The following is a 24,728-nucleotide window of genomic DNA, read 5'->3' on the forward strand; positions in this document are numbered from 1 at the left end:
GCAAGGAATCGAAAGGAATGGCATGGTGACGGTCCTGGGATCGGGCCAGCTCCCCGCCGGGTTGCTGGCACTCATCGCCTTGATCACCGTGGAGCGCGGCTTCGAACTCCTCGTGGCACAGCGGCACGCGCGCTGGGCCGCCGCCAACGGCGGGGTGGAGTACGGCCGCCGGCACTATCCGGTCATGGTCGTCCTCCACGTCGGCCTGCTCGTCGGCATCCTGGCCGAGGTCGCGGCGGCCCACCGGCAGTTCGTACCGGCGGTCGGCTGGCCGGCCCTGGCCGTCACCTCCCTGGTCCAGGTGGCCCGGTGGTGGTGCGTGCGGTCGCTCGGCCCGCGCTGGAACACGCGTGTGATCGTGGTCCCGGGCATGCCCCTGGAGACCCGAGGCCCCTACCGCTGGCTCCGCCACCCGAACTACGTCATCGTCGTGACCGAGGGCTTGGCCCTGCCCCTGGTCTACAACGCCTGGCTGACCGCGCTCCTCTTCACCACCGCCAACGCAGCGCTGCTGGCCGTACGGCTGCGGGTGGAGAACAGGGCGCTGGGGCTCGCGTCCTAGGGCGCGTATGTGGCTGCGATCAAGGGCTGCTGAGGTCTGAGAAGCCATCCGCATTCCGAAGGTGATCGTGGGGTTTCTGCTGCTCAGGCATGAACTCCGAGTCAAGGTGGCAGAGTTCGGGCGTTCGTCTGCTCGCGTCACGTTCATGAAGGTGGCTGATGCCGTCGGTACTCGGTCTGCTGGAGGCCCGGCAGATGAAGGTCCGTGAAGAGGTGGCCCGGCTGCGCGAGGAGGCCGAGCGGGTCCAGGCCGCACTCGACGCTGCGGAACGTGCGTTTCCGAGGCTGGCCGATACGCGCGAGACGGTCGCCGAGGTGCTGGCCGGGCCGCCTGCCGGGGAGACGGGCCAGGCCCAGGCGGCGGTGGCGCGTTCGACCGTGCCGCATCGCGCACCAGGCGGCGCGAGCGCGCCAGCCAGCTCAGCGTTCTCTCCACGACCCGCCTGCGCGGCAGCACCACGAGGCCCGTGGTGTCGTCGGAGCGTCTGACGGTCTCAAGGGTGAGGCGGAGCTTCTCGGCGGCCCAGCCGTCCAGGCGGCCCGCGTAGCCGGAGTCCGCCCAGACCAGGCGGATGGAGAAGTACCGCTCCCGCAGCTGCTCGAGCAGGGGTACCGCGGCGTGGCGGTCCTGCACGCTCGCAGCGGTCACCAGCACCGCCAGGACCAGGCCGAGGCAGTCCACCGCCACGTGCCGCTTCCGGCCCGCCACGTTTTTCCCGCCGTCCACGACGCAGGCGGTCGACCGCAAGTCCGTTGGTGCGGACGGTCACTTGGTGGACGCCCTAGCCGGTCGGGCCCGGGGCGTCGGGCCGGAACGCTCACCGGAACGGCCGTCACGACCCGGACGGCCGGCCACCGTTCCGGCCACGATCTTCTGCAGGAGGCTGTAGGACAGGATCGGCAACAGCACCTCGGGGCGGTGCGAGAACCAGACCGCGGCCAGCACCGCCGCCGCGCTGCTGTTGTTCATCCCGGTGGCGAAGGTGAGCGAGACCTCGTCCGGACCGTCACACCGGGCCCACCGGGACATCCACCGGCCGAGCAGGAAGGAAAGACAGCACACCGCGCCGGACACACCAAGGGCCAGCACGAAGAGGTCCGGGTCCGGGTGGGACACCGCCCGGCCGAGGGCACCCGCCGCGTTGACGTAGCAGAGCAACAGGATATTCAGCAGGTTGACCGCCTTGACCGGCGGCAGTACCCGGACGATCCGGTGCTCGCCGAGCAGGGCCCGCAGCGCGATGCCGATCAGGGACGGCAGCACGACAGAAGCCAGCGCGAAGACGCCGACCCCCGATCCGGCGAGCCCGTCCAGCCGGGCCGTGTCGTCCAGGGCTCCGGTGCCGCCCGGGCCGACGAGGCGGCCGGTCAGCCGCAGGCCGAGGGGAACGGTGAACGGGCTGAGCACCGTCGAGCCGACCACCATCGCCACGGCCAGCGGGACATTGCCGCCGGCGTTCTGCCCCCAGGACGCGGCTCCGCCCGCGATCGGCATCGCCAGCACCAGCATCAGACCCACCAGCAGGGCCTCCACCTCGGCGGGATCGGGCCAGGAGTGCAGGCAGAGCGCGACCACCGGGAGCAGGATCGTGGGCAGCAACGCGTTCGCGGCAATGCCGAGCGCCAGCCGCAGCGGCCGCCGCACCGCCCGGCCCAGGTCGGCGATCCGCACCCCGAGTCCGGCATTCACCAGCATCACGGCCAGCAGCACCATCGGCAGGGTCACCGAAGCTCCGCCGACCGGAAGCCGTAGCGTCAGTCCCCGCAGCCACTCCCCGGGCCCGGGGACCACCCCGGCCAGCAGATAGCAGGCCAGCATCATCCCGAGCAGCCACCGCTGCACCAACGCCACCACGCCGATAATCACGCAGCGGAGCGTAGCGGAAACCGAGCGCGACGCCGTGGCCGTCGGGGCCGGGCGGGTGCTGTCCCGGCCTGGTCCGGACAGCCCGGATCCGGCGGGCTTTCGGGCCGCCGCCGCACCGGGCTGAGACGTTCGAGCTGTCCACCGACCCGTTCCTCATCGACAAGGTCCACGACGTGGTCGGGCTCCGCCTCGATCCGCCCGGACGGGCCCTGGTTCTCCGTGCTGATGAGAAGTCACGGTTCCAGGCCCTGGACCGGTCCCGGCCCGTCCTGCAACAAGAAGCTCCGCCGCTGATCGCCGCGGCGGTGGCGCCGTCAGCGCTCGGCGCCGCTCCTCACGAACCGGGCGCCGAGCAGCCGTGCCGCCCAGGACTACCGGTGGGTGAACTCGGGCGGGCGCTTCTCCACGAAGGCCGCCATGCCCTCCTTCTGATCCGCGGTCGCGAAGGCCGCGTGGAAGAGACGGCGTTCGAAACGCACGCCCTCGGCGAGGGTGGTCTCGAAGGCGCGGTTGACGGCTTCCTTGGCCATCATCGCGATGGGGGCCGACATGCCCGCCACGGTCTCGGCGACCGCCAGCGCCTCGGGGAGGAGCTTGTCGGCGGGCACGATCCTCGACACGAGGCCGGCGCGCTCGGCCTCGGCGGCGTCCATGGTGCGGCCGGTCAGGCACAGCTCCATGGCCTTGGCCTTGCCGACGGCGCGGGTCAGGCGCTGCGAGCCGCCGATGCCCGGGACGACGCCGAGCTTGATCTCCGGCTGGCCGAACACGGCGGTGTCGGCGGCGAGCAGGATGTCGCAGAGCATCGCCAGCTCGCAGCCGCCGCCGAGGGCGTAGCCGGACACGGCTGCGACGGTGGGGGTACGGAGCTGCGCGAGCCGGTCCCAGGCGGTGAACCAGTCGCTGAGGTACATGTCCATGTAGCTCCGCGGGCGCATCTCCTTGATGTCGGCGCCCGCGGCGAATGCCTTCTCGGAGCCGGTGAGGACGATGCAGCCCACGTCCGGGTCGCGGTCGAGGGCCTCGGCCGCGGCCACGACCTCGTTCATCACCTGCAGATTGAGGGCGTTGAGGGCCTTGGGACGGTTGAGGGTGAGGAGGGCGGTGCGGCCCTTGCGCTCGACCAGGATGGTCTCGTAGTCGTGGCCGGTGGTGTCGGTCATTCCGGGGTTCCGTTCTCGTCGGTGGGCTCTGTGGTGGCCTGGCCGGTCGGCCTTGCGGACCGCTGCCGGATGGCTCGTACGATGCCGGAGAAGTCCCGGTCGGCTCCCTCACCCCCGGCGAACGCGGCGTACATCCGCGCCGCGCTCAGCCCGAGTTCGGCGTCGACGCCGCCGGCCCGGGCGGCGTTCGCCGCGAGGCCGAGGTCCTTGGCCATCAGGGGCGCCGCGAAGCCGGGGGCGTAGTCGCGGTTGGCGGGGCTGCCCGGGACGGGGCCGGGTACGGGGCAGTTGGTGGTCAGGGCCCAGCACTGGCCGGAGGCGGTGGACGCGACGTCGAAGAGCGCCTGATGGGTCAGGCCCAGGCGCTCGCCGAGCACGAACGCCTCGCTGACGGCGATCATCGAGATCCCGAGGATCATGTTGTTGCAGATCTTGGCGGCCTGCCCGGACCCGGCGGCTCCGCAGTGCACGGCCTTCTTCCCCATGGCGGACAGCAGGGGCTCGGCGCGGGTGAAGTCGTCGGCGTCTCCGCCGGTCATGAAGGTGAGTGTGGCGGCCTCGGCGCCCATCACCCCGCCGGAGACCGGGGCATCGAGCGCCCGGTGGCCGGCGGCGCGCGCGGCCTCGTGGGCCGCCCGGGCGTCGGCGACGTCGATCGTGGAGCAGTCGATGAACAGGGTTCCCGGCTTGGCCGCGGCGAGCAGGCCCTCGTCCTGGTAGAGGGCGAGGACGTGCCGTCCGGCGGGCAGCATGGTGATCACCACATCCGCCCCGGCGGCTGCCTCGGCTGCCGAAGCGGCTGCCCGGACGCCCGATCGCCCGGCGGAGGCCAGCAGTTCGGGCAACAGGTCGTAGCCGGTGACGCGATGTCCGGCCTTGACGAGGTTCGCGGCCATGGGGCCGCCCATGTGGCCGAGCCCGACGAACGCGATGACGCTGGTCACCAGGGCACCTCCTGCGGGGAATCGGTGGCGGCGAGGCGGAGCTCGCGCTCGCCGAGCGGTGCGAAGTAGCGGGCCACGTTTGAGCCGGTGACCTCGGTGAGCGTGGCGGGGGACCACCGGGGGGCGCGGTCCTTGTCGATGACCTGGGCCCGGATGCCCTCGACGAGGTCCGGCGAGGCCAGCGCGGCACAGGAGACGCGGTACTCCTGCTCCAGGGCCCGCTCCAGGGGCCCGAGCTCCCGGGCACGGCGCAAGGCGGCCAGGGTGACCTTCAGCGCGGTGGGCGACTTGGCGATGAGCGTGCCGGCGGCCTCCCGCGCGGCGGGGGCGCCGCTGCCCTGCAGCCGGTCCACGATCTCCTCCACCGTGGAGGCGGCGTAGCAGTGGTCGATCCACTCCCTCTGGGCGTCCAGTACGCCGGGCGGCGCCTGACGGACGTGCGCGGCGAGGACGTCGTGCACGGACGCCTGCGCCAGGCCGGCGACCAGCTCGGGCAGCAGCGCCGACGGGACGTAGTGGTCCGCGAGCCCGCACAGCAGGGCGTCCGCGGCACCCACCACCGCACCGGTCAGGGCCAGATGGGTGCCCAGCTCGCCGGGGGCCAGCCCGAGCAGGTACGTGCCGCCGACGTCGGGGACGAAGCCGATGCCCGTCTCGGGCATGGCCACGCGCGAGCGCTCGGTGACGATCCGCACGCTGCCGTGCGCGGAGACGCCGACGCCGCCGCCCATGACGATGCCGTCCATGACGGCCACGTACGGCTTGGGGTAGCGGGCGATCAGGGCGTTGAGCCGGTACTCGTCCCGCCAGAAGTCCGCCGACGCCGACCCTCCGGTGCGCGCGTCCTCGTAGATGGACCGGATGTCGCCGCCGGCGCACAGTCCCCGCTCGCCCGCGCCCGTGACGACCACCGTCTCGACAGCGGGGTCCTTCGCCCACTCGGCCAGGGCCTCGTCGATGCGGCACACCATGGCGTGGGTGAGGGCGTTGAGGGCCTTGGGGCGGTTGAGGGTGAGGTACGCCGCGCGTCCCTCGGTGCGCAGCAGGACGCTGTCGGTGCCGTCCGTCGTCATCGCACGGCCTCCGTGAGTCCGCGGACCACGATGAGGCGCATGATCTCGTTCGTTCCTTCCAGGATCCGGTGCACCCTGAGATCACGGACGATCTTCTCGATGCCGTATTCGCTGAGGTACCCGTAGCCGCCGTGCAACTGGAGGGCGTTGTCGGCCACCGAGTAGCCGGTGTCGGTGGCGAACCGCTTCGCCATCGCGCACAGCTGTGCGGCCTGCGGGAGCCCCCGGTCCAGGGCGTCCGCCGCCTGGCGGACGAGCGCCCTGGCGGCCGTCAGCTCGGTCGCCATGTCGGCGAGCCTGAACCGCAGGGCCTGCGCGTCGAGCAGCGGCGCTCCGAACGCCTCACGGTCCGCGAGGTATGCCAGGCTGCGGTGGAGCGCGCTCTGCGCCCCGCCGAGGGAGCAGGCGGCGATGCCGAGCCGGCCGCCGTTCAGGCCGTGCATGGCGATGCGGAAGCCGTCGCCTTCGGCGCCGAGCCGGCGGTCGGCCGGGATGCGCACGCCGTCGAGGACGACCTGGCGGGTGGGCTGGGCGTTCCAGCCCATCTTCCTCTCGTCCGGCCCGAAGGACAGCCCGGGGTCGTCACGTTCGACGATGAAGGCCGTGACACCCCTGGGGCCCGGCTCGCCGGTGCGGGCCATCACGATGTAGACGTGCGAGGTGCCCGCGCCGGAAATGAACTGCTTGACGCCCGTGAGGACGTAGTGGTCGCCGTCGCGCTCGGCGCGCGTGCGCAGCGCGGCCGCGTCGGACCCCGTGCCCGGTTCGGTGAGGCAGTAACTGCCCAGGAAGTCCATGGAGCACAGGGCCGGGAGCAGGCGGGCGCGCTGGGCCTCGTCGCCGTAGCGGTCGATCATCCAGGCGACCATGTTGTGGATGGAGAGGTAGCCGGCGATGGATGGGCAGCCGGTCGCCAGGGTCTCGAAGACCACGACGCCGTCGGAGCGGGTCAGGCCGGAGCCGCCGGAGGACTCGCGGACGTAGACGCCGCCCAGTCCGAGGCCCGCGCCCTTGCGCAGGACGTCGACGGGGAAGTGCTTGTCCCGGTCCCAGGCGACGGCGTGCGGGGCGAGGTGTTCCTCGGCGAAGTCCAGCGTCGTCTCGGCGATTGCCAGCTGCTCCTCGGAGAGCATGGTGCCGGTCATGGTCAGTGTCGTCGTCACCGTCGTCACCGCATCGTGGGGATGGTGAAGCTCGCGCCCTCCTTGACCCCGGAGGGCCAGCGCGAGGTGACGGTCTTCGTACGGGTGTAGAAGCGGATCGCGTCCGGGCCGTGCTGGTTGAGGTCGCCGAAGCCGGAGCGCTTCCAGCCGCCGAAGGTGTGGTAAGCCACCGGTACGGGGATGGGCACGTTGACGCCGACCATGCCGGTGTTCACCCGCCGGGTGAAGTCGCGGGCGGTGTCCCCGTCCCGGGTGAAGAGGGACACGCCGTTGCCGTACGGGTGCTCGCTGGGCAGCCGCAGGGCCTCCTCGTAGTCGGCGGCGCGGACGACGCAGAGGACCGGGCCGAAGATCTCCTCCCGGTAGACGCGCATGCCGGTGGAGACGCGGTCGAAGAGCGTGGCCCCGGCGAAGAAGCCGTTCTCGTGGCCCGGGAGGACGAAGTCGCGCCCGTCGACGACCAGTTCGGCGCCCTCCGTGGTGCCGATGTCCACGTAGCGGCGCACGCGGTCGAGCGCGTCCCGGCTCACCAGCGGGCCGAAGTCGGCGTCCGGGTCGTCGGAGCGGCCGATGCGCAGCGCGCCGATGCGCTCCTTGAGCTTGGCGACCAGGGCGTCGGCGGTCTCCTCGCCGACGGGGACGGCGACGGAGATCGCCATGCAGCGCTCGCCCGCCGACCCGTACCCGGCGCCGATCAGGGCGTCCGCGGCCTGGTCGAGGTCGGCGTCCGGCATGATGACCATGTGGTTCTTGGCGCCGCCGAAGCACTGGGCGCGCTTGCCGTGGGCGGCGGCGGTGGCGTAGATGTGCGCCGCGACCGGGGTGGATCCGACGAAGCCGATCGCCTGGACCCTGGGGTCCTCCAGCAGGGTGTCGACGGCTTCCTTGCCACCGTTGACCACGTTGAGCACGCCCGGGGGCAGCCCCGCCTCGAGGAAGAGCTCCGCGAGCCGCAGCGGCACGGACGGGGCGCGCTCGGAGGGCTTGAGGACGAACGTGTTCCCGCAGGCGATCGCGGGCGCGGCCTTCCACAGCGGGATCATCGCGGGGAAGTTGAAGGGGGTGATCCCGGCGGTGACGCCGAGGGGGCCGCGCAGCGAGTGGACGTCGATGCCGGTGCCCGCGTTGTCCGTGAACTCGCCCTTGAGCAGGTGCGGGATGCCCGCGGCGAACTCGACGACCTCCAGGCCGCGCTGGATGTCGCCGTGGGCGTCGGCGATCGTCTTGCCGTGCTCGGCGGACAACAGGCGGGCGAGCGCCTCCCGTTCGCCCTCGATCAGCTGCAGGAACCTCAGCAGGACGCGGGCGCGGCGCTGCGGGTTCCACTCGCCCCACTCCGGCTGCGCGGCCGCCGCGTCGGCGATCGCGGCCGCGGTGTCCTCGCGCCCGGCCAGGGGCACCCGGGCCTGTACGGCGCCGGTGTTGGGGTCGTACACGTCGGTGAAGAGCCCCGACGCCCCCGGGGTGTGCTTGCCGGCGATGAAGTGTGTCAGTTCGCGGACCATGGAAGCCTGCTCTCGTCAGGTCGGATGAGATCCGGGGATGGCACGGCCGGCCGGCGACGGCACCGGGTGAGGTGCGTCGCGTGCGGCTGCCGTGGGACGCGAAGGCTCGAAAGCCGTCGGAGCGTCACGAGAACGCGTTACGCGTAAGCGGACATGCGTGCGTGCCCCGCCGGATCACCAGGGTCGTGGGTACGGACCGGTGCCATGCGTGTCTGCTCCATCCTCGTGGACAACACGGAACACCCCGCGGCCGGTATCCTGACTCCCGGATCACCGCATGCCGCCCGCCTTCCCGACGCGTCGCGTCAGTGGCGTGCTCTGGACGGCACACTTCCCGGTCACAGTGGCGGGACCGTGCCGGATTCACACCGGCTTCCCTGCACCGCGGGCCTTGGTCACGAAGATATAGTTGGACGTCCTAGTAAGTCCAGCCTCGTCGCCCTGCCGTCCTGTGCATGGGCAAGGCCCGTCGTTCCGTGCGCCCCCTCCGTATTACCGCTCGGCCACGGGGTAGGGCACGAATGTGCTGCTGTTCTCGTCGATGGCCAGTGGCCGGCCCAGCGGCGGTACGGCCCGCTGCGGGCATTCGAGGCGTTCGCAGACGCGGCAGCCCATGCCGATGGGGGTGGCGGCGGAGGCGTTGTCGAGGTCGAGGCCGTCGGAGTAGACGAGCCGGGCGGCGTGCCGGATCTCGCAGCCCAGTCCGATGGCGTACGTCTTGCCCGGCTCGCCCCAGCCGCCGCGCTGCCGGGTGACGGTGCGGGCGGTCCACAGGTAGCGCTGTCCGTCGGGCATGGCCGCGATCTGCACCTGGATGCGGCCGGGAGTGGTGAATGCCTCGTAGACGTTCCACAGGGGGCAGGTGCCGCCGGCGCGGGAGAAGTGGAAGCCGGTGGCGGACTGGCGCTTGGACATGTTGCCGGCGCGGTCGACGCGGACGAAGGAGAACGGCACGCCGCGCAGGTGAGGGCGCTGGAGGGTGCTGAGGCGGTGGCAGACGGTCTCGTAGCCGACCCCGAAGTGGTCGGTGAGGCGTTCGATGTCGTAGCGCATCTCCTCCGCCGCCGCGTGGAAGGCGCGGTAGGGGAGGATCAGCGCGGCGGCGACGTAGTTCGCGATGCCGATGCGTGCGAGTCGCCAGGTGGGGGAGGTCTGGTCGTAGTCCTCCGAGGCGAGCGCGGAGAGCTCCGGGGAGAGTTCGAGCAGGGCCAGTTGGGTGGCCATCCGGAAGGCCCGCTGGCCGGGGCGCAGCCGGCTGGACAGATGCAGGGTCCGGCGCGAGGGGTCGTAGTGGTGCAACTGGTCGGAGTCCGTGGCGAGCCGCACGGCGTGCTTGTCGGTGAGCCGGGCGGACAGCGCGGTCAGGACTCCGCCGGGGCGGATGCCGAGGTCGGTCGCCAGGTTCTCGGCGGCCAGGTCGAGGTCGTGGAGGTAGTTCCGGCGGCGGTAGAAGAACTCCCGGATCTCCTCGTGCGGAGCCCGGGGCGCGGGCGGGGCCGCCGCGCCGCGCCGGTTGTCCGCGGCCTCGGCCAGGCGCTCGGTCAACGTCTGGTTGCGGCGGCTCAGATCGAGCAGGACGTCCGCGACAGCCGGCAGGCGGGAGGCGAGTTCTGACAGGTCAACCGGCGAGATGCGGGCGTCGGCGATCTCGTCGGCCAGCGCCTCCCGAAGGTCGGCCAGGACCCGGGTGGTGTCGAGCCCGGAGAAGAACCCGGGTTCCACGCCGAACGCCTCGGTCAGGCGCAGCAGTACGGGGACCGTCAGTGGCCGGGAGTCGTGCTCCATCTGATTGAGGTAGCTGGGGGAGATGGCCAGGACGTGGGCGAACTCGGCCTGACTGAGCCGCCGCTCCTCCCGCAGCCTCCGCAGCCGGGCTCCGGCATAGGTCTTGCTCACCGCCGTCTCCCGTCCGCCGTCGAGGATCCAAAGCTCGCTCACGTCCTGTATGGCGGCGAGTCTATGCACGGGAGGCACGGAAGCGAACCTTCGCAGACTTGGCAGAACGCGCCGAAAAGATTTGCAACAGTTGGCAAAGAGCCACGGTTGATGGCACTCAGTGCCACTGCCAGAGTCGTAACGCGGCCCGCCGGAACCACGGCGGAGAACCGGAACCGGGCCTGATTCATGCCCTGACGTCGGAGATCCCGGCACTTCCGGCAGCCCGACCGCCATCAGCACGCGGCCTTCGCGCATGGTCGAGGGCACGGCGGGCCGCACCCGAAGGGGAGCGATTCCCCTTCGCAGAATTGACGGAACGCGACAGCGGGAGACGATCATGGCTCAGGCACGGACGGCGGCGGAAGCACTGGCGGAGCGGTGGGCGACGGACCCGCGCTGGAAGGGCATCGAGCGGACCTACGGCGCCGAGGACGTGATCCGGCTGTCCGGCAGCGTCCGCGAGGAGCACACCCTGGCCCGCCGCGGGGCCGAGCGCCTGTGGCGGCAGCTGCACGAGCGCGACTACGTGCACGCCCTCGGCGCACTCACCGGCGGCCAGGCCGTGCAGATGGTCAAGGCCGGACTGCAGGCCATCTACCTCTCCGGCTGGCAGGTCGCCGCCGACGCCAACCAGGCCGGCCACACCTACCCCGACCAGAGCCTCTACCCGGTCAACTCCGTGCCGCAGGTGGTCCGCAGGATCAACAACGCCCTGCTGCGAGCCGACCAGATCGCCACCGCGGAGGGCGGCACGGACGCCACCGACTGGCTGGCCCCGATCGTCGCCGACGCCGAGGCCGGCTTCGGCGGGCCCCTCAACGCCTTCGAACTCACCAAGGCGATGATCGCCGCCGGTGCGGCCGGCATCCACTACGAGGACCAGCTCGCCTCCGAGAAGAAGTGCGGCCACCTCGGCGGCAAGGTGCTCGTCCCCACCGCCCAGCACATCCGCACCCTCAACGCCGCCCGGCTCGCCGCCGACATCGCGGACGTGCCCACCCTCATCGTGGCCCGTACCGACGCGCTGGCCGCGAACCTGCTGACCAGCGACGTGGACGAGCGCGACGCCCGCTTCGTCACCGGGGAGCGCACCGCCGAGGGCTTCTACCGGGTCGAGAACGGCATGGCCCCCGTCATCGCCCGCGGCCTGGCCTACGCCCCCTACGCCGACCTCATCTGGGTGGAGACCGGCACCCCGGACCTGGCCCAGGCACGGGAGTTCGCCGAGGCGATCCATGCCGAGCACCCGGACCGGATGCTGGCCTACAACTGCTCGCCCTCCTTCAACTGGAAGGCGGCCCTCGACGACGACCAGATCGCCAAGTTCCAGCGGGAGCTGGGGGCGATGGGCTACCGCTTCCAGTTCATCACCCTGGCCGGCTTCCACTCCCTCAACCACGGCATGTTCGACCTGGCCCGCGGCTACGCCGAGCACGGCATGACCGCCTATGTCGACCTGCAGGAGCGCGAGTTCGCCGCGCAGGAGCACGGATTCACCGCGGTCAAGCACCAGCGCGAGGTCGGCACCGGCTACTTCGACCTGGTCTCCACGGCCGTCAACCCCGCCTCCTCCACCACCGCGCTGACGGGCTCCACCGAGGAAGAGCAGTTCCACTAGGAGCCCGGCCAGGGGCGTGCGCGGGTCGGTGCCTCCGGTCCGGATCCGAGTCGGACCGACCGCGCGGCGCTCGCGCACGCCTGTTCACGTCCCGGTCAGGGGCGGACGACCGTCCCCGTCCGCCCCGTGCCGCTCGCCTGAATCCGCTCATGGAGATACCACATGCCCACCACCGAACTGACCAGTCGTGTCGACGTCCTCGGCGCGCCGGGTGATCGTCACGACGAGATCCTCACCCCCGAGGCCCTGGACTTTATCGGCCGGCTCGACGCGGCCTTCGCGGGCCGGCGCCTCGAGGTGCTCAAGGAGCGGCGCCGCCAGGCCCTCCTCCTCGCTTCCGGCGCGTCCCTCGACTTCCCCGTCGTCACCTCGGCCGTCCGTGCCGATGCCGGCTGGCGCGTCGCGCCGCCCGCGCCGGGCCTGGCCGACCGCCGGGTGGAGATCACCGGGCCGCCCGAGCGGCGCATGACCGTCAACGCCCTCAACTCCGGTGCGAAGGTGTGGATGGCCGACTTCGAGGACGCCACCTCACCCACGTGGGACAACGTCATCGGTGGCCAGCTGAACCTGCTGGACGCCATCGAGCGGCGCATCGACTTCACCACCCCCGAGGGCAAGGAGTACCGCCTTGGCGAGCGGCCCGCGACCATTATGGTCCGCCCCCGGGGCTGGCACCTCACCGAGGAACACCTGAGCGTCGACGGCCGTCCCGTGTCCGCCTCGCTCGTGGACTTCGGACTGTACGTCTTCCACTGCGCCCGGCGGCAGATCGATACCGGGCACGGCCCGTACTTCTACCTCCCCAAGCTGGAGAACCGCTACGAGGCCCGCCTGTGGAACGACATCTTCATCCTCGCGCAGGACCTGCTGGGCATTCCGCGCGGGACGATTCGCGCCACCGTCCTGATCGAGACGATCACGGCGGCGGTCGAGATGGAAGAGATCCTCTACGAGCTTCGCGAGCACAGTGCCGGCCTCAACGCGGGCCGCTGGGATTACCTCTTCAGCCTGATCAAGAACTTCGCCCACCGCCCCGACTTCGTCCTTCCCGACCGGGCGAAGGTCACCATGACGGCCCCGTTCATGCGGGCCTGCACCGAGCTGCTCGTGCGCACCTGCCACCGGCGGGGCGCCCACGCGATCGGCGGGATGGCGGCCCACGTCCCGAGCCGGGACGTGGAGGCCAACGAGGCGGCCCTCGCCAAGGTGCGGCTGGACAAGGAGCGCGAGGCCGAGGACGGCTTCGACGGCTCCTGGGTCGCCCACCCCGGCCTCGTCCCCGTCTGCCGCGATGTCTTCGGCGCGGTCCTGGGCGACCGGCCGCACCAGATCGACCGCACCCGGGAGGACGTCGACGTCAGTGCCGCCGACCTGCTCGCCGTACGCCGCATCAGCGCTCCACCGACGCGCGAGGGCGTCCGCGCCAACATCGCCGTCGTGCTGCGGTACTTCGACGCCTGGCTGCGCGGCAGCGGAGCAGTCGCCCTGTACGGACTGATGGAGGACGCCGCGACCGCCGAGATCGCCCGCTGCCAGATCTGGCAGTGGATCCGCCACGGCGCCGTGGACCGCGATACGGTGCTCGCCCTCCTCGACGAGGAGGCCGCCGCCCTGGCCGGCGAACAGCCGGACGCGCTCACCGCACGGGCCCGCGCCGTCTTCGAACGCACCGCCCTGGGGAAGCACCTGCCGGCTTTCTTCACGGCCGACGCCTATGCCCAATACCTCGTCCGGCACACGGAGGCGCGATCGTGAACGCGATCATCAGCTGAGCAGGGGTGGTCGGGGGCGGGCAGATGGGTGCCGGCATCGCCGAGGTCCGCGCCCGCGCCGGCCGCGCGCCACCGCGTCACGGTCAGCCGGGTGGGGCATCCAGGCCAGATCACCACGGGTCGGCGTTCGGCCGAGGGACCGCCCGCCGAGGCCGACGACATCGTGGTGATGCCCGACGGCCGGCAGGAAGCCCGCGCGCGACATGGCTGGATCATGGACTCCCGCCTGCCGCGCCCCGTCGAGGCGGTGACGGAGGCGGAGCACTTCATGGTCCGGACGGCTGACCAGGCCGGCGAGCCCTCCGGCGCAGGTGGAGGCCCGGCCGGTCACGCATGTGCCGGGACCGCGCGCTGGTCCGGTCCGGTGTAGGCCCCAAGGGGGCGGATGAGGGCGTTGTGGTCGAGCTGTTCGGTGATGTGGGCGGTCCAGCCGGTGATGCGGCTCATGACGAAGATGGGGGTGAAGGCGGGGATGTCGAAGCCCATCAAGTGGTAGGCGAGACCGGCGGGGTAGTCGAGGTTGGGGTGGATGCCCTTGCGGCGGAACATGGCGGTCCGCAGGGCGGTGTGGAGGGCGGCCAGACGGGCCGCCTCCTGGTCGCCCGCCCGGGCGACCAGGAGATCCGTCGCCCTCTGCATGATCGGTACCCGGGAGTCGCCGTGCTTGTACACGCGGTGCCCGAAGCCCATGATCTTGCGCTTGGCGGTCAGTGCTTCCTCCAGCCACTGCTCCGCGCCCTGCGGGTCGCCGATCTCGTGGAGCATGTGCATCACGGCTTCGTTGGCGCCGCCGTGCAGAGGGCCCTTCAGGGCGCCGATGGCGGCGGTGACGGCGCTGTAGAGGTCGGAGAGGGTGGAGGTGACGACGCGGGCGGTGAAGGTCAAGGCGTTGAAGCTGTGTTCGGCGTAGAGGATGAGGGAGATCTCGAAGCAGCGGACCACTTCGGGGTCGGGGACGGTGCCGAAGCACATGTGGAAGAAGTTCTCGGCGAGTCCGAGCGAGGAGTCCGGTCGGATGGCGGCGAGACCGCGCCGCCGACGGTGGTCGGCGGCGACCACCACGGGCAGTTTCGCCAGCAGGGCGAGGGACTTGGCGCGGTTGGCGGCCGGGCTGCCGTCGTCCTCGGCGGGGTCCTCGGCCCCGAAGAAGCTGACGGCGGTGCGCAGGACGTCCATGGGATGGCAGGTCTCCGGCAGCCTGGCCAGCAGCTCGGCCGTGGTGCGGTCCAGCGGCCGGAGAGCCCGTTCACGGGCCTGGAACTCGCGCAGCTGTTCGCCGCCGGGGAGCTCGCCGTACCACAGCAGGTAGGCGGCCTCCTCGAAGGAGCAGCGGGCGGCGAGGTCCTGTACGGGGTAGCCGCGGTAGGTCAGGGAGTTGGTCTCCTGGATCACGGTGGAGATGGCCGTGGTGTCGACGACGACACCGGCCAGTCCCCGGTGGATCTCCGGTGCGGTAGTGGTCACGGAAGTCTCCGGTGCGGGTGGGCAGGGTCAGGTGCCGGGCGGAAGGGTGAAGTCGAAGACGGCCGAGTCGAAGGCCGCGTACTGCTCGTAGCCGAGGAGTTCGTACAGGCGCGAACGGGTCTGCATGCGGGGGAGGAGCGACTCCTGGGTGCCGTCGGCGGCGAGGGTGCGCAGACCGTCCTCGATCGCGCCCATGGCCAGGCGGAGCAGGGTGACGGGGTAGAGGGCGATGTTGTAGCCGAGGTCCTCCAGCGTGCGGGCGCTCAGCAGCGGGCCCTTGCCGAACTCGGTCATGTTGGCGAGCAGGGGGACGTCGACGGCCTTGCGGAACGCCTCGAACTCGGCTTCGTCCGCGAGGGCTTCGGGGAAGATCGCGTCGGCTCCCGCCTCCACATACGCCTTGGCGCGGTCGATCGCCGCGGCCAGGCCCTCGGGGGCGCGGGCGTCGGTGCGGGCCATCAGGAGGAAGTCCGGGTCGCGGCGGGCGTCGGCGGCGGCCCGTACCCGTCGGACCATGTCCTCGCGGGGCACCACGGCCTTGCCGTCGAGGTGGCCGCAGCGCTTGGGGTTGACCTGGTCCTCCAGGTGGAGGCCGGCCAGGCCCGCGTCCTCCATCAGCTGGACGGTCCTGGCGGCGTTCATCGGTTCGCCGAAGCCGGTGTCCGCGTCGATCAGCGCGGGCAGGTCGGTCACCCGGGTGATCTGCTGGGCGCGGGCGGCGACCTCGGTGGAGGTGGTCAGCCCGATGTCGGGCAGGCCGAGGTCGGCGGAGAGCATGGCCCCGGAGAGGTAGACGGCCTCGAAGCCGGTCTCCTGGATCAGGCGCGCCGAGAGGGGGTTGACGGCGCCGGGCACGCGCAGCAGCCTGCCGGAGGCGAGCTGTTCGCGGAAGGCGCGCCGGCGCCGGGAGGCTGTGGTGCGGGTGTGCAGCATCAGAACAGTCCCTTGGGCAGAGTGGCGTCGGATGTGTGGACGGCCTCCGTGTCGACGGCGGGGAACAGCGCGTCCAGGCCGGTGCATTCGAGTTCCGTCAGGTGCTCCGCGGCGTCCAGGAACCGGTCCTGTGCCCCGGGGGTCACTCCCTCTTCCGCCAGGGTGCGGAACTTCGCCGTGTAGCCGGACCGGTCGAAGGGCCGGGCCCCGGCCGGGTGGGCGTCCGCGACCGCGAGCTCGTCCTCGATCACCGAGCCGTCGGTCATGGTGATCACGGCCCGGCCGCCGAAGGCACGGCGTGCGGGGTCCGGGTCGTGGTAACGACGGGTCCACTCCGGGTCCTCGACGGTGGAGATCTTCTTCCACAGCGTGACGGTCTCCGGTCGCCGGGCCCGCTCGGGCGCGTACGAGCGCTCGTGATGCCAGCTGCCGTCCTCCAGCGCGACGGCGAAGATGTACGGCACCGAGTGGTCGAGGGTCTCGCGGCTGGCCGTGGGGTCGTACTTCTGCGGGTCGCCCGAGCCGGATCCGATCACCTGGTGCGTGTGGTGGCTGGTGTGCAGCACGATGTCACGTACGTTCTCCAGCGCCCCGGTCTTCTCCCGCATCCGCCGGGCCAGGTCGATGACGGCCTGGGCCTGGTACTCGGCGGAGTGCTCCTTGGTGTAGGTGTCGAGGATGGCGCGCCGCGGTTCGCCGGGCTCCGGGAGGGAGACGGTGTACGCGGCGCCGGGGCCGTCCAGCATCCGGGCGAGGAACCCGTCCTCACCCTCGTATACCGGCGAAGGGGACCCCTCGCCGCGCATCGCACGGTCCACCGCCTCGATCGCCGCCTTTCCGGCGAAGGCCGGTGCGAACGCCTTCCAGCTGGAGATCTCGCCCTTGCGGGACTGCCGGGTGGCGGTGGTGGTGTGCACCGCTTGTTGCACGGCCCGGTAGACCGTCTCGGTGGGCAGCCGAAGGAGCGTGCCGAGGCCGCAGGCGGTGGCCGCGCTCAGGTGGGCGACGTGGTCGATGCGGTGTTCGTGCAGGCAGATGCCCTTCACCAGGGCGACGTGGACCTCGTACGCGGCGACGATGCCGCGCAGCAGATCGGCGCCGGTGCGGCCGGTGTGCTGGGCGACGGCGAGCAGGGGCGGGATGTTGTCACCGGGGTGGGAGTAGTCGGCTGCCAGGTAGGTGTCGTGGAAGTCCAGCTCGCGGACGGCGGTGCCGTTGGCCCATGCGGCCCATTCGGGGGAGACCCGGACGTCCGGGGAGGCACCGAAGACCGAGGCGCCGGGCGTGGCGGCATGGGGGAGCGCCTGGGCGCGGGCGACGGCGACCGGGCGGCGGCGCAGGGAGGCGACGGCGACGGCGGCGTTGTCGATGACCCGGTTGACGGCCATGGCGACCGCGCCGGGGTCGAGGTCACGGGCGTCCTGGGTGCCGGTGGCGACGGCGGCGAGCTTCCAGGCGAGCTGCTCCTCGCGGGGCAGCCGGGCGGCGCTGGGGTGGACACGTACCTGGTGGTCGATCACGGGATTCCTCGCGGGACGAAGCGACGGGGACTGACGGGGACTGTGGACACGAGCCTTCCCCGCCCCGGCCCTCGACGCGAGGGCTCCACTGTGCGGAATCCGTCCAGGGAAAAGTGGTGAAACTGCAAATCTTGCGAAAGGTGCGGATGGTAGCTTCGCAAGGAGTTCCGGGGAGCGAGGAGCGTGTGCACCGCATGGGGCGACCCGAAGGCAGGAAGATCTACGCGCACGCCAAGCTGCGCAGACTGCGTCGTGAGCACGGGCTGAACCAGGTCGAGCTGTCCCGCTCGCTCGGCATCTCGACGAGCTACCTGAACCAGATCGAACACAACCAGCGCCCGCTCACGGCGCCCGTGCTGCTGCGGATAGCGGAGGTGCTCGGTGTCGACGCGGAGTTCTTCTCCGAGGCCGAGGAGGAACGCCTCACCACCGACCTCCGCGCCGCGCTCGGCGACGAGGCATGTGGAATTCCGGTGCCCACAGAGGAAGTGGCCGACGTGGTACGGGACCACCCGGAAGTGGCCCGTGCCCTTGTCGCCCTCCATCGCCGCTACCGGGACGCGGCCGAGCAGGCGGCAGCCCTCGCCGCGCCGGGTGAAGCGGCCGCACTGGTGCCGGCCGATCCGCACGACGACGTCCGGGACTTCTTCTACGCCCATCACAACCACTTCGAACCGCTCGACGCCGAGGCCGAACGCACCGCCGCCGACATGGGCCTGGCCGGAGCAGGCCGAGCGGCCGACGCGCTCGCGGGTCGTCTGGCGGTGCGCCACCAGGTGAGAGTCGTCCAGGCCGCCCCCGAGCGGTCGGCCGACGCCCGCCGCTTCGACCTGGACAGCGGCCTGCTCTTCCTCTCCCCGTGGCTCAACGACGGCCAGCGAGCCTTCCAACTCGCCACCCAGCTCGCCCTGCTGGAACAAGGCTCCCTGCTCGACGCGCTGGTCACGCGCGCCGACCTCACCCCGGGACCGTCGGCGGGCCTGGCCCGCATCGGGCTGGCCAATTACTTCGCCGGTGCCCTGCTCATGCCCTACCACGCCTTCCACGCCGCCGCCGAAGAGCTCTGCTACGACGTCGAGTTGCTCCAGGCCCGCTTCGGCGTCGGCTTCGAGACCGTCTGCCACCGCCTCAGCACGCTCCAGCGGACCGGCCGGCGCGGCGTGCCGTTCTCCTTCCTGCGCGTGGACCGGGCCGGAAACATCTCCAAACGGCAGTCGGCCACCGACTTCCACTTCTCCCGGCTCGGCGGCACCTGCCCGCTGTGGACCGTGTACGAGGCGTTCTCCGCACCCGGTCGCATCCTCACGCAGGTCGCCGAGATGCCCGACGGCAAGCAGTACTTCTGGATCGCCCGCACCGTCACCCGGGGCGGTTTCGGCCACCATGCCCCGCGCGCCGAATTCGCCGTAGCGCTCGGCTGCGAACTGCGCCACGCCCACCGGCTCGTCTACGCCGAAGGCGTCGCACTGAACGATCCGCGGGCCGCCACCCCGATCGGGCTGGGCTGCCGCATCTGCGAGCGGCGCGACTGCGCACAGCGGGCGCGGCCACCGGCCGGCGGCCGGCTGACCGTCGACCCGGACCGGCGCACGCACGTCCCGTATCCGGTGGCCGGAGCCGGGTGAACAGGGACCGATGTGTCCCATGCCGGTCCGGCTGTGGAACGTGGCTCACGACACCGGCAGTTGTGTGACCGATGTGTGAGCAAGGACGGGCTGTGTCGTGGCGCTGACTCGGGCACGGGCTTGCGCTCGCGGGGGGTGCGGGTCACCTCAGCGTGCGCGGTATGGGGGAGGGCGGTCGTGGCGGGGCTGTCACGAGCCCCTCACTTGGTAATGGTTTCCGTTTTCGGATAGCGTGACGGCACGTACCGACGACGGAGGTTCCCATGGCCGTGCCCAAGCGGAAGATGTCCCGCTCCAACACCCGACACCGCCGCGCCCAGTGGAAGGCGAGCACGCCCCACCTGGTGCCCGTCACCGTGGAAGGAGCCGTGCACCTGGTGCCGCAGCGCCTGGTGAAGGCGTACGAGCGCGGGCTGCTGCGCCCGGAGGGCTGACGGCCATGGCTGATCGACGGCTGCCGGTGACCGTTCTGTCCGGCTTCCTCGGCGCGGGCAAGACGACCCTGCTCAACCATGTCCTCGCCAACCGCGACGGGCTGCGCGTCGCCGTGATCGTCAATGACATGAGCGAGATCAATATCGACGCCGCGCTGGTGCGGGGCGGAGAAGGCGCGTTGTCGCGGACCGAGGAGCGCCTGGTCGAGATGACCAACGGCTGCATCTGCTGCACCCTGCGGGACGATCTCCTCGAAGAAGTGGACCGGCTGGCCCGCGAAGGCCGCTTCAACCACCTGCTCATCGAGTCGAGCGGGATCTCCGAACCGATGCCCGTCGCCGCCACCTTCGCCTTCCCCCGGGACGACGGCGCGACGCTCGGCGACCTCGCCCGGCTCGACACCATGGTCACCGTCGTGGACGCCGCGAGCTTCCTCCCCGAGCTGGAGGGCGGTGACGGCCTGGTGGAGCGCGGCCTCGACCAGTACGAGGACGACGAGCGGACGGTGAGCGATCTCCTCATGGACCAGGTCGAGTTCGCCGACGTCATCGTGGTCAACAAGCTCGACCTGGTGGACGCGGCGGATGCCGACCGGCTCGGGGCGGCGCTCGCCCGTCTCAATCCGGCCGCCCGCATCGTGCCGGCCGAGCACGGCCGGGTGGCCCCGGCGGCGATCCTCGGCACCGGCCTCTTCGACCTGGAGCGCGCCCAGCAGGCGCCCGGGTGGGTCAGGGAACTCAACGGCGACCACACCCCCGAGACCGAGGAATACGGCATCTCCTCCACGGTCTTCCGCGCCGAGCGGGCCTTCCATCCGCAGCGGCTGTGGACGTTCATCACCGAGGATCTCGACTCCGGGGCCTACGGCCAAGTGCTGCGCTCCAAGGGGTTCTTCTGGCTGGCCGGGCGTGACCGGGTGACGGGGCTGTGGTCACAGGCCGGGGCCGTGGCCCGGTTCGAGCCCGCCGGTGCCCGCGAGCCGGGCGGGCAGAGCCAGGAGCTCGTCTTCATCGGCACCACGCTGCGCCCGGAGGCGCTGCGACAGGCGCTGACCGCATGCCTCGTACGGCCGGACGAGCCGGGAACGTCATGGTCCGATCCTTTCCCCGCCTGGGACGTGCACGGTCTGGACGACGCCGATGCCGTGTGCGAGCACGACCACGGGCTGGAGGCGGCCCGCGCATGAGAGCCCGGGCATGAGGCCCGGACGTCAGCCGTCCCGCCAGGGTTGCCCCGGCAGGACGGCACTCGGCGATCCGACGTCGGCATCTGTCTCGTTGTGGCCCCTCGGCACAGTGACCGGTGCTCGGCTAACCGCCGCACTGGCACGGGCCGCCGGACTGGCATCCGCAGCCGCAGCCCGGGCCACAGGTGCAGCCTGAACTGCACGTCGGGGATGGCGTGTGAACGGTCATGGTCTGCGCTCCTTCTTCGTTCGTGTGGCTTTCCCATCGAGCGAACACCCGGCCGGTTCTCGGCCGCAAGAGGGCGGACACGGGTAACGGCCGTGAGAATGGAGAACCAGACCCTCTCGCCCGGATCCATGTCGGCGGACTGCGACGGGACCGGCCATGTGATGCCCGAGTCGCCTTCCGCCGCGTGGTGTGGTTCCAGCCGAGTTCTGGCAACTTTCGCGAATTCCCGGCGCGGTTAACACTGGAAGGGCAGGCTCTCCCGTCGGACAGACCCGATCATGCGGGGGAGAAGGAAGGCTTTGCCATGCTGACCAGCGCGCACACTTCTCACACCGACCACACCCACCAGCACGGTGCCGGGTGCGGGCACGTCTCCGTACCGCACAGCGACCATGTCGACTACGTCCACGACGGGCACCTGCACCGGATACACGAGGACCACACCGACGAGTGCGAGCCCACCGGCCACACCGTCCACCAGGACCACACCCACCAGCACCAGCCGGGGTGCGGTCATGTCGCCGTGCCGCACGGCGACCACGTGGACTACATCCATGACGGGCACCGGCACGCCCAGCACGACGGGCACTGGGACGACCACTGACCTTCAGCCTGTCGGCGGTGTCTGCGCCTGATCGGCCTTCCGGCCGCAGTCCGGACAGACGCCGGAGAGCTCGACGGCGTGCCGGACGTCGGCGAACCCGGAGGTCCGGGCGATCCGGTCCGCCCATTTCTCCACCGGACCGGATTCGACGGGCAGGCTGAGCCCGCACTCGGTGCAGATCAGGTAGTGGCGGTGGTCGGGGCCGGGGCGGTGGCGGAAGAGCCGCTCGCCGTTGGTGTCGCGGACGACGTCCGCGCGGTCGGCCCCGGCCAGCGCGGTGAGGGTGCGGTAGACGGTGGAGAGGCCCACCGGCGAGCCGGCGGCGACCAGGCGCTTGTGCAGGGCCTGGGCGCTGATGAAGCCTTCCGCCACCGCGAGCGCGCCCAACACCAGGGCGCGCTGCTGCGTGGAGCGTCCGATCGGTGCCACGTCCCCCGCTGCGGTGGTGTGCGGTCGATTGCTCACCATGCGCGATGCCTTCTCTCGATGCCCCGTCGCAGAGCTTTGTCTCAGAGCTTTGTCTCAGGCCCCCGTGGGGGCCGGCGTGCGGATGCGGGCGCGGTGGGCGGGGCGTCGTATGAGGAAGGCCGCGGCGTACACGGCGGTCGCGGCGGCCATGATGGCGAAGCTCGGCGGCATCCTGGGTACGGCGTACGAGGCGAACAGCCCCGCCCACGTCTCCCCCACGGCCAGGCCGGCCGAGAGGGCGAGCGCCCGGTAGGGACGGTCGGTCAGCCGGGTCGCGGCCCCGGCGGGGGCGGCGAGCAGGCCGAGCAACAGCAGGGAGCCGACCGCCTGGGTGGCTTCGGCGGCGCTGACGCCGGCCATGGCGAGGAAGCCGTAGCCGAGCAGGCGGACCGGAACCCCGCGGGCCGCGGCCACGGCCTCGTCGACGGTGGCGAACAGCAGCGGGCGCGCGACGCACAGCATCACCAGGCACACACCCGCGGCGACCAGTGCGTCCGTGGCCGCGCTGCCGGCGGACAGGCCGAAGACCGAGCCGAACAGGACGCTGACCCCGGCCGTGCCGTCGGCGGTGCTTCGGGAGGTGGTGTAGAGGGTGACGAAGAACGCACCCAGGCCCAGGACCCAGGAGAAGACGCTTCCTATGACGACGTCGTCCGGGCGGGCCCGGCGGCCGAGGCTGCCGAAGAGCAGCGCGATGGCAACCGTTGCGGCCAGCAGCCCCAGGCGCAGGTCACCGCCGAAGGCGAGCGCGGCCATGGCACCGGTGAAGGCGACATGGCTGAGCGCGTCGGCGGTGAAGACCTGAGCACGCAGCACAAGGAAGTAGCCGACCAGCCCGCAGGCGGCCGCGATCGACGTTCCGGCAAGCAGGGCGTGTTGGAAGAACGGCTGGGAGAGCGGCGAGGACGCCGACAGAACGGTCATGCGACAACCCCCCTGACCCTCAAGGCCCCGCGCAGGGCGCGTGTGCCCAGGGCGAGGACGTATCCGGCGAAGGCGAACGAGGTCACGAAGAAGCCCAGCGGGTAGGGCGAGTAGTAGGCGGCGATCAGTCCCGCCCAGGTGGCCGTGAACGAGAGCAGCACCGCCAGGACGAGGCTCGCGGCCGGGCGGGCGGTGACGGTCTGGGCGGTGGCGGCGGGGATCACCATCAGGGCGAAGACCAGCAACGTTCCCGTGATCTGGCTCGCCTCGGCGGTCGCCGCCCCGAGCAGCACCAGGAAGGCGACGGACAGCGCCCGCACCGGCACCCCGCGCGCGGCGGCGACCCGCGGGTCCACGGAGGCGAACAGCAGCGGCCGGCCGATGAGCGCCAGCACCGCGAGGACGGCCACGCCGACGCACAGCAGCACGGTCACCTGGGTGGTGGTGATGCCGAGAAAAGTGCCGAACAGGATCGTCTGCGGTCCCTCCAGCAGCCCCTTGTACAGGGCGACGAAGAGAAACCCGCAGGCGAGGAGGAACGCCTGGACGGTCCCGGTCAGCGCGGACTCCTCACGGTCACCACCGCCCCGCACGATCGCGATGATCAGGGCCGCGGCGACGCACAGCGTGAAGTACCCGTAGACCGCGCTGAATCCCAGCAGCACCGCCCCGGCGGCCCCGGGGAACGCCACCGCGGAGACGGTGTGCGCGGCAAAGGTCTGCCGCCGCAGGACCACGAACCATCCGACCGCCGCCGCGACCACGGCCACGATCGCCCCGGCGCGGAAGGCGTCGACCATGAACGGGTACGCCCACATCTGCCGGAAGTCCGCGACGAGGTTCCACGACCAGGGCGGCGAGGCGTCGTCAGCCGGCAGCACCATGGCTGCCTCCGGTCGTCTCCGGCCGGCCGACCACGACCAGTTGCCCGTCGGAGGCGCGCAGCACCTCCACGCGCGTTCCGTAGAGCCGCGTCAGGGTGGCGCGGGTGATGACCTCCTCCGGCGTTCCACTGGCGGACCCTCCCTCGGCCAGGTACAGCACCTTGTCGAGGTGATGCAGTATCGGGTTCACATCGTGCGCCACCATCACCACGGCCACGCCCTCCTGATGGCAGATGCGCCCTGTCAGCGCGGCCACCCCGCCCTGGTGGGACAGGTCCAGGCTGTCCAACGGCTCGTCCAGCAGCAGCAGTCGCGGACGGCGGACGAGGGCCTGGGCGATGAGCAGGCGCTGCTGCTCGCCACCGGAGCACTGCCCGATGGGCCGGTGCGCGTACGCGCTCGCCCCGACCAGCTCGACGACCTCGGCCACGCGTGCGCGGGCCGCCCGGCGGCGCGGGCCGCCGAATGGCAGCGGCACCCCCCAGCGGTCGCCGTCCAGCCCCATGCGGACCACGTCGATGCCGCGGATCCGCAGGGAGGCATCGAAGCTGCGGCGCTGCGGCAGGTAGCCGATGCGGTGGTTGGCCTGGCCGGGGCGGGCCCCGAGGACCCGGACCTCGCCCGCGGCGACGGGCGCGGCGCCGAGCAGCATCTTGACGAGGGTGGACTTACCGGCCCCGTTCGGACCGAGGACAGCGGTGAACTCCCCCGCCCGGACCGTGAGATCGACTCCGGACCACAGAGTGCGACCACCCGCGCGCGCCGCGGCGGCGCGCAGTTCGAGCACCGGGCCGTGTTCCCCCTCCGGAGCGGGCACGCGCGGCCCGTCCACCGCCGTCGGCCGGGCCATGA

Annotated in this window: 22 protein-coding genes, 2 pseudogenes and 1 riboswitch; of the genes and pseudogenes, 9 read left to right on the forward strand and 15 right to left on the reverse strand. The window is 71.6% G+C overall.

Annotation, left to right across the window (positions count from 1 at the left end; translation table 11 throughout):
• Positions 1–22: 22 nt before the first annotated feature.
• Both ACH427_RS08535 and ACH427_RS08540 read left to right on the forward strand, forming a co-directional pair.
• On the forward strand, positions 23–562 hold the full coding sequence (locus ACH427_RS08535; RefSeq protein WP_398868667.1) for an isoprenylcysteine carboxyl methyltransferase family protein: 540 nt from the start codon (positions 23–25) through the stop codon (positions 560–562).
• A 158-nt stretch (positions 563–720) separates the two neighbouring features.
• Positions 721–1,050, forward strand: coding sequence for a hypothetical protein (locus ACH427_RS08540; protein WP_398868668.1), 330 nt, complete (start codon positions 721–723; stop codon positions 1,048–1,050).
• Here the strand turns inward: ACH427_RS08540 and ACH427_RS08545 are convergent.
• Positions 1,010–1,288, reverse strand: a pseudogene (locus ACH427_RS08545) (transposase); the annotation flags it as partial. The gene ACH427_RS08540 and the pseudogene ACH427_RS08545 overlap by 41 nt on opposite strands.
• A gap of 39 nt (positions 1,289–1,327) precedes the next feature.
• Positions 1,328–2,428: a bile acid:sodium symporter family protein gene (locus ACH427_RS08550; protein ID WP_398868669.1), complete on the reverse strand. Its 1,101-nt coding sequence runs from the start codon at positions 2,426–2,428 to the stop codon at positions 1,328–1,330.
• A 110-nt stretch (positions 2,429–2,538) separates the two neighbouring features.
• Here ACH427_RS08550 and ACH427_RS08555 point away from each other — a divergent pair.
• Positions 2,539–2,700: pseudogene (locus ACH427_RS08555) on the forward strand (IS630 family transposase); the annotation flags it as partial.
• A gap of 99 nt (positions 2,701–2,799) precedes the next feature.
• Here the strand turns inward: ACH427_RS08555 and ACH427_RS08560 are convergent.
• From ACH427_RS08560 to ACH427_RS08585, 6 genes are all read right to left on the reverse strand, one after another.
• Positions 2,800–3,591: an enoyl-CoA hydratase gene (locus ACH427_RS08560; protein ID WP_398868670.1), complete on the reverse strand. Its 792-nt coding sequence runs from the start codon at positions 3,589–3,591 to the stop codon at positions 2,800–2,802.
• Positions 3,588–4,535 (reverse strand): 3-hydroxyisobutyrate dehydrogenase, encoded by a 948-nt coding sequence (gene mmsB / locus ACH427_RS08565; protein ID WP_398868671.1) that lies wholly within the window; start codon positions 4,533–4,535, stop codon positions 3,588–3,590. The genes ACH427_RS08560 and mmsB overlap by 4 nt, the downstream gene beginning before the upstream one ends.
• On the reverse strand, positions 4,532–5,608 hold the full coding sequence (locus ACH427_RS08570) for an enoyl-CoA hydratase/isomerase family protein (RefSeq protein ID WP_398868672.1): 1,077 nt from the start codon (positions 5,606–5,608) through the stop codon (positions 4,532–4,534). The genes mmsB and ACH427_RS08570 overlap by 4 nt, the downstream gene beginning before the upstream one ends.
• Positions 5,605–6,753, reverse strand: a complete 1,149-nt coding sequence (locus tag ACH427_RS08575; protein WP_398868901.1) for an acyl-CoA dehydrogenase family protein — start codon at positions 6,751–6,753, stop codon at positions 5,605–5,607. Before ACH427_RS08575 ends, ACH427_RS08570 begins: the two co-directional genes overlap by 4 nt.
• 23 nt (positions 6,754–6,776) lie before the next feature.
• Positions 6,777–8,276 (reverse strand): CoA-acylating methylmalonate-semialdehyde dehydrogenase, encoded by a 1,500-nt coding sequence (locus ACH427_RS08580; RefSeq protein WP_398868673.1) that lies wholly within the window; start codon positions 8,274–8,276, stop codon positions 6,777–6,779.
• Between the two features lie 230 nt (positions 8,277–8,506).
• A riboswitch (cobalamin riboswitch) is annotated at positions 8,507–8,685 on the reverse strand.
• Between the two features lie 83 nt (positions 8,686–8,768).
• Positions 8,769–10,172, reverse strand: coding sequence for a short-chain fatty acyl-CoA regulator family protein (locus ACH427_RS08585; RefSeq protein WP_398868902.1), 1,404 nt, complete (start codon positions 10,170–10,172; stop codon positions 8,769–8,771).
• Between the two features lie 379 nt (positions 10,173–10,551).
• Here ACH427_RS08585 and aceA point away from each other — a divergent pair, with 379 nt between their 5' ends.
• Together aceA and aceB are read left to right on the forward strand one after the other, a co-directional pair.
• Positions 10,552–11,832 (forward strand): isocitrate lyase, encoded by a 1,281-nt coding sequence (gene aceA / locus ACH427_RS08590; RefSeq protein WP_398868674.1) that lies wholly within the window; start codon positions 10,552–10,554, stop codon positions 11,830–11,832.
• Positions 11,833–11,994: 162 nt separating this feature from the next.
• Positions 11,995–13,587, forward strand: coding sequence for a malate synthase A (aceB, locus tag ACH427_RS08595; protein ID WP_398868675.1), 1,593 nt, complete (start codon positions 11,995–11,997; stop codon positions 13,585–13,587).
• A 344-nt stretch (positions 13,588–13,931) separates the two neighbouring features.
• On the opposite strand, the gene ACH427_RS08600 is transcribed toward aceB, so the two are convergent.
• The 3 genes from ACH427_RS08600 to ACH427_RS08610 are packed head-to-tail and all read right to left on the reverse strand — an operon-like array spanning position 13,932 to position 17,521.
• Positions 13,932–15,068, reverse strand: a complete 1,137-nt coding sequence (locus ACH427_RS08600) for a bifunctional 2-methylcitrate synthase/citrate synthase (RefSeq protein WP_398868676.1) — start codon at positions 15,066–15,068, stop codon at positions 13,932–13,934.
• Positions 15,069–15,095: 27 nt separating this feature from the next.
• Entirely contained in the window at positions 15,096–16,001 is a 906-nt protein-coding gene (gene prpB / locus ACH427_RS08605) for a methylisocitrate lyase (protein ID WP_398868677.1), read from the reverse strand.
• Positions 16,001–17,521 carry an MmgE/PrpD family protein gene (locus tag ACH427_RS08610; protein WP_398868678.1) on the reverse strand — a complete coding sequence of 507 codons (1,521 nt, stop codon included), beginning with the start codon at positions 17,519–17,521 and terminating at the stop codon, positions 16,001–16,003. The genes prpB and ACH427_RS08610 overlap by 1 nt, the downstream gene beginning before the upstream one ends.
• A 194-nt stretch (positions 17,522–17,715) precedes the next feature.
• On the opposite strand from ACH427_RS08610, the gene ACH427_RS08615 reads away from it, so the two are divergent.
• From ACH427_RS08615 to ACH427_RS08630, 4 genes are all read left to right on the forward strand, one after another.
• Entirely contained in the window at positions 17,716–19,146 is a 1,431-nt protein-coding gene (locus tag ACH427_RS08615) for a short-chain fatty acyl-CoA regulator family protein (protein ID WP_398868679.1), read from the forward strand.
• 263 nt (positions 19,147–19,409) lie between these two features.
• Positions 19,410–19,580 carry a 50S ribosomal protein L32 gene (gene rpmF, locus ACH427_RS08620; RefSeq protein ID WP_391906274.1) on the forward strand — a complete coding sequence of 57 codons (171 nt, stop codon included), beginning with the start codon at positions 19,410–19,412 and terminating at the stop codon, positions 19,578–19,580.
• A 5-nt stretch (positions 19,581–19,585) separates the two neighbouring features.
• Positions 19,586–20,767 (forward strand): GTP-binding protein, encoded by a 1,182-nt coding sequence (locus tag ACH427_RS08625; protein WP_398868680.1) that lies wholly within the window; start codon positions 19,586–19,588, stop codon positions 20,765–20,767.
• A 533-nt stretch (positions 20,768–21,300) separates the two neighbouring features.
• Entirely contained in the window at positions 21,301–21,600 is a 300-nt protein-coding gene (locus tag ACH427_RS08630) for a hypothetical protein (protein ID WP_398868681.1), read from the forward strand.
• A gap of 3 nt (positions 21,601–21,603) precedes the next feature.
• Here ACH427_RS08630 and ACH427_RS08635 read toward each other — a convergent pair whose 3' ends face one another.
• Genes ACH427_RS08635 through ACH427_RS08650 form a run of 4 tightly spaced genes read right to left on the reverse strand, consistent with a single transcriptional unit; the run spans position 21,604 to position 24,726 of the window.
• The gene (locus tag ACH427_RS08635) at positions 21,604–22,068 is read right to left on the reverse strand and encodes a Fur family transcriptional regulator (RefSeq protein ID WP_398868682.1); all 465 of its coding nucleotides are present in this window, start codon (positions 22,066–22,068) and stop codon (positions 21,604–21,606) included.
• Between the two features lie 54 nt (positions 22,069–22,122).
• A complete protein-coding gene (locus ACH427_RS08640) occupies positions 22,123–22,992 on the reverse strand; it encodes a metal ABC transporter permease (protein WP_398868683.1) in 870 nt (289 codons plus the stop codon).
• Complete coding sequence (locus tag ACH427_RS08645; RefSeq protein WP_398868684.1) at positions 22,989–23,876, reverse strand: metal ABC transporter permease; 888 nt, start codon at positions 23,874–23,876, stop codon at positions 22,989–22,991. Before ACH427_RS08645 ends, ACH427_RS08640 begins: the two co-directional genes overlap by 4 nt.
• Complete coding sequence (locus ACH427_RS08650) at positions 23,860–24,726, reverse strand: metal ABC transporter ATP-binding protein (protein WP_398868685.1); 867 nt, start codon at positions 24,724–24,726, stop codon at positions 23,860–23,862. Before ACH427_RS08650 ends, ACH427_RS08645 begins: the two co-directional genes overlap by 17 nt.
• Positions 24,727–24,728: the final 2 nt, after the last annotated feature.

The organism is Streptomyces sp. NPDC020379, assembly GCF_044387105.1.
Lineage (GTDB): Bacteria > Actinomycetota > Actinomycetes > Streptomycetales > Streptomycetaceae > Streptomyces.

Bases quoted from the DNA above. Each gene is read 5' to 3' on its own strand.
- ACH427_RS08635 (WP_398868682.1), bottom strand. From the start codon at position 22,068: ATGGTGAGCAATCGACCGCACACCACCGCAGCGGGGGACGTGGCACCG.
- ACH427_RS08540 (WP_398868668.1), top strand. From the start codon at position 721: ATGCCGTCGGTACTCGGTCTGCTGGAGGCCCGGCAGATGAAGGTCCGT.
- ACH427_RS08575 (WP_398868901.1), bottom strand. From the start codon at position 6,753: ATGACCGGCACCATGCTCTCCGAGGAGCAGCTGGCAATCGCCGAGACG.
- rpmF (WP_391906274.1), top strand. From the start codon at position 19,410: ATGGCCGTGCCCAAGCGGAAGATGTCCCGCTCCAACACCCGACACCGC.
- prpB (WP_398868677.1), bottom strand. From the start codon at position 16,001: ATGCTGCACACCCGCACCACAGCCTCCCGGCGCCGGCGCGCCTTCCGC.
- ACH427_RS08570 (WP_398868672.1), bottom strand. From the start codon at position 5,608: ATGACGACGGACGGCACCGACAGCGTCCTGCTGCGCACCGAGGGACGC.
- ACH427_RS08615 (WP_398868679.1), top strand. From the start codon at position 17,716: ATGGGGCGACCCGAAGGCAGGAAGATCTACGCGCACGCCAAGCTGCGC.
- ACH427_RS08625 (WP_398868680.1), top strand. From the start codon at position 19,586: ATGGCTGATCGACGGCTGCCGGTGACCGTTCTGTCCGGCTTCCTCGGC.
- ACH427_RS08580 (WP_398868673.1), bottom strand. From the start codon at position 8,276: ATGGTCCGCGAACTGACACACTTCATCGCCGGCAAGCACACCCCGGGG.
- ACH427_RS08645 (WP_398868684.1), bottom strand. From the start codon at position 23,876: ATGGTGCTGCCGGCTGACGACGCCTCGCCGCCCTGGTCGTGGAACCTC.
- aceA (WP_398868674.1), top strand. From the start codon at position 10,552: ATGGCTCAGGCACGGACGGCGGCGGAAGCACTGGCGGAGCGGTGGGCG.
- ACH427_RS08650 (WP_398868685.1), bottom strand. From the start codon at position 24,726: ATGGCCCGGCCGACGGCGGTGGACGGGCCGCGCGTGCCCGCTCCGGAG.
- aceB (WP_398868675.1), top strand. From the start codon at position 11,995: ATGCCCACCACCGAACTGACCAGTCGTGTCGACGTCCTCGGCGCGCCG.
- ACH427_RS08640 (WP_398868683.1), bottom strand. From the start codon at position 22,992: ATGACCGTTCTGTCGGCGTCCTCGCCGCTCTCCCAGCCGTTCTTCCAA.
- ACH427_RS08630 (WP_398868681.1), top strand. From the start codon at position 21,301: ATGCTGACCAGCGCGCACACTTCTCACACCGACCACACCCACCAGCAC.
- ACH427_RS08535 (WP_398868667.1), top strand. From the start codon at position 23: ATGGTGACGGTCCTGGGATCGGGCCAGCTCCCCGCCGGGTTGCTGGCA.
- ACH427_RS08560 (WP_398868670.1), bottom strand. From the start codon at position 3,591: ATGACCGACACCACCGGCCACGACTACGAGACCATCCTGGTCGAGCGC.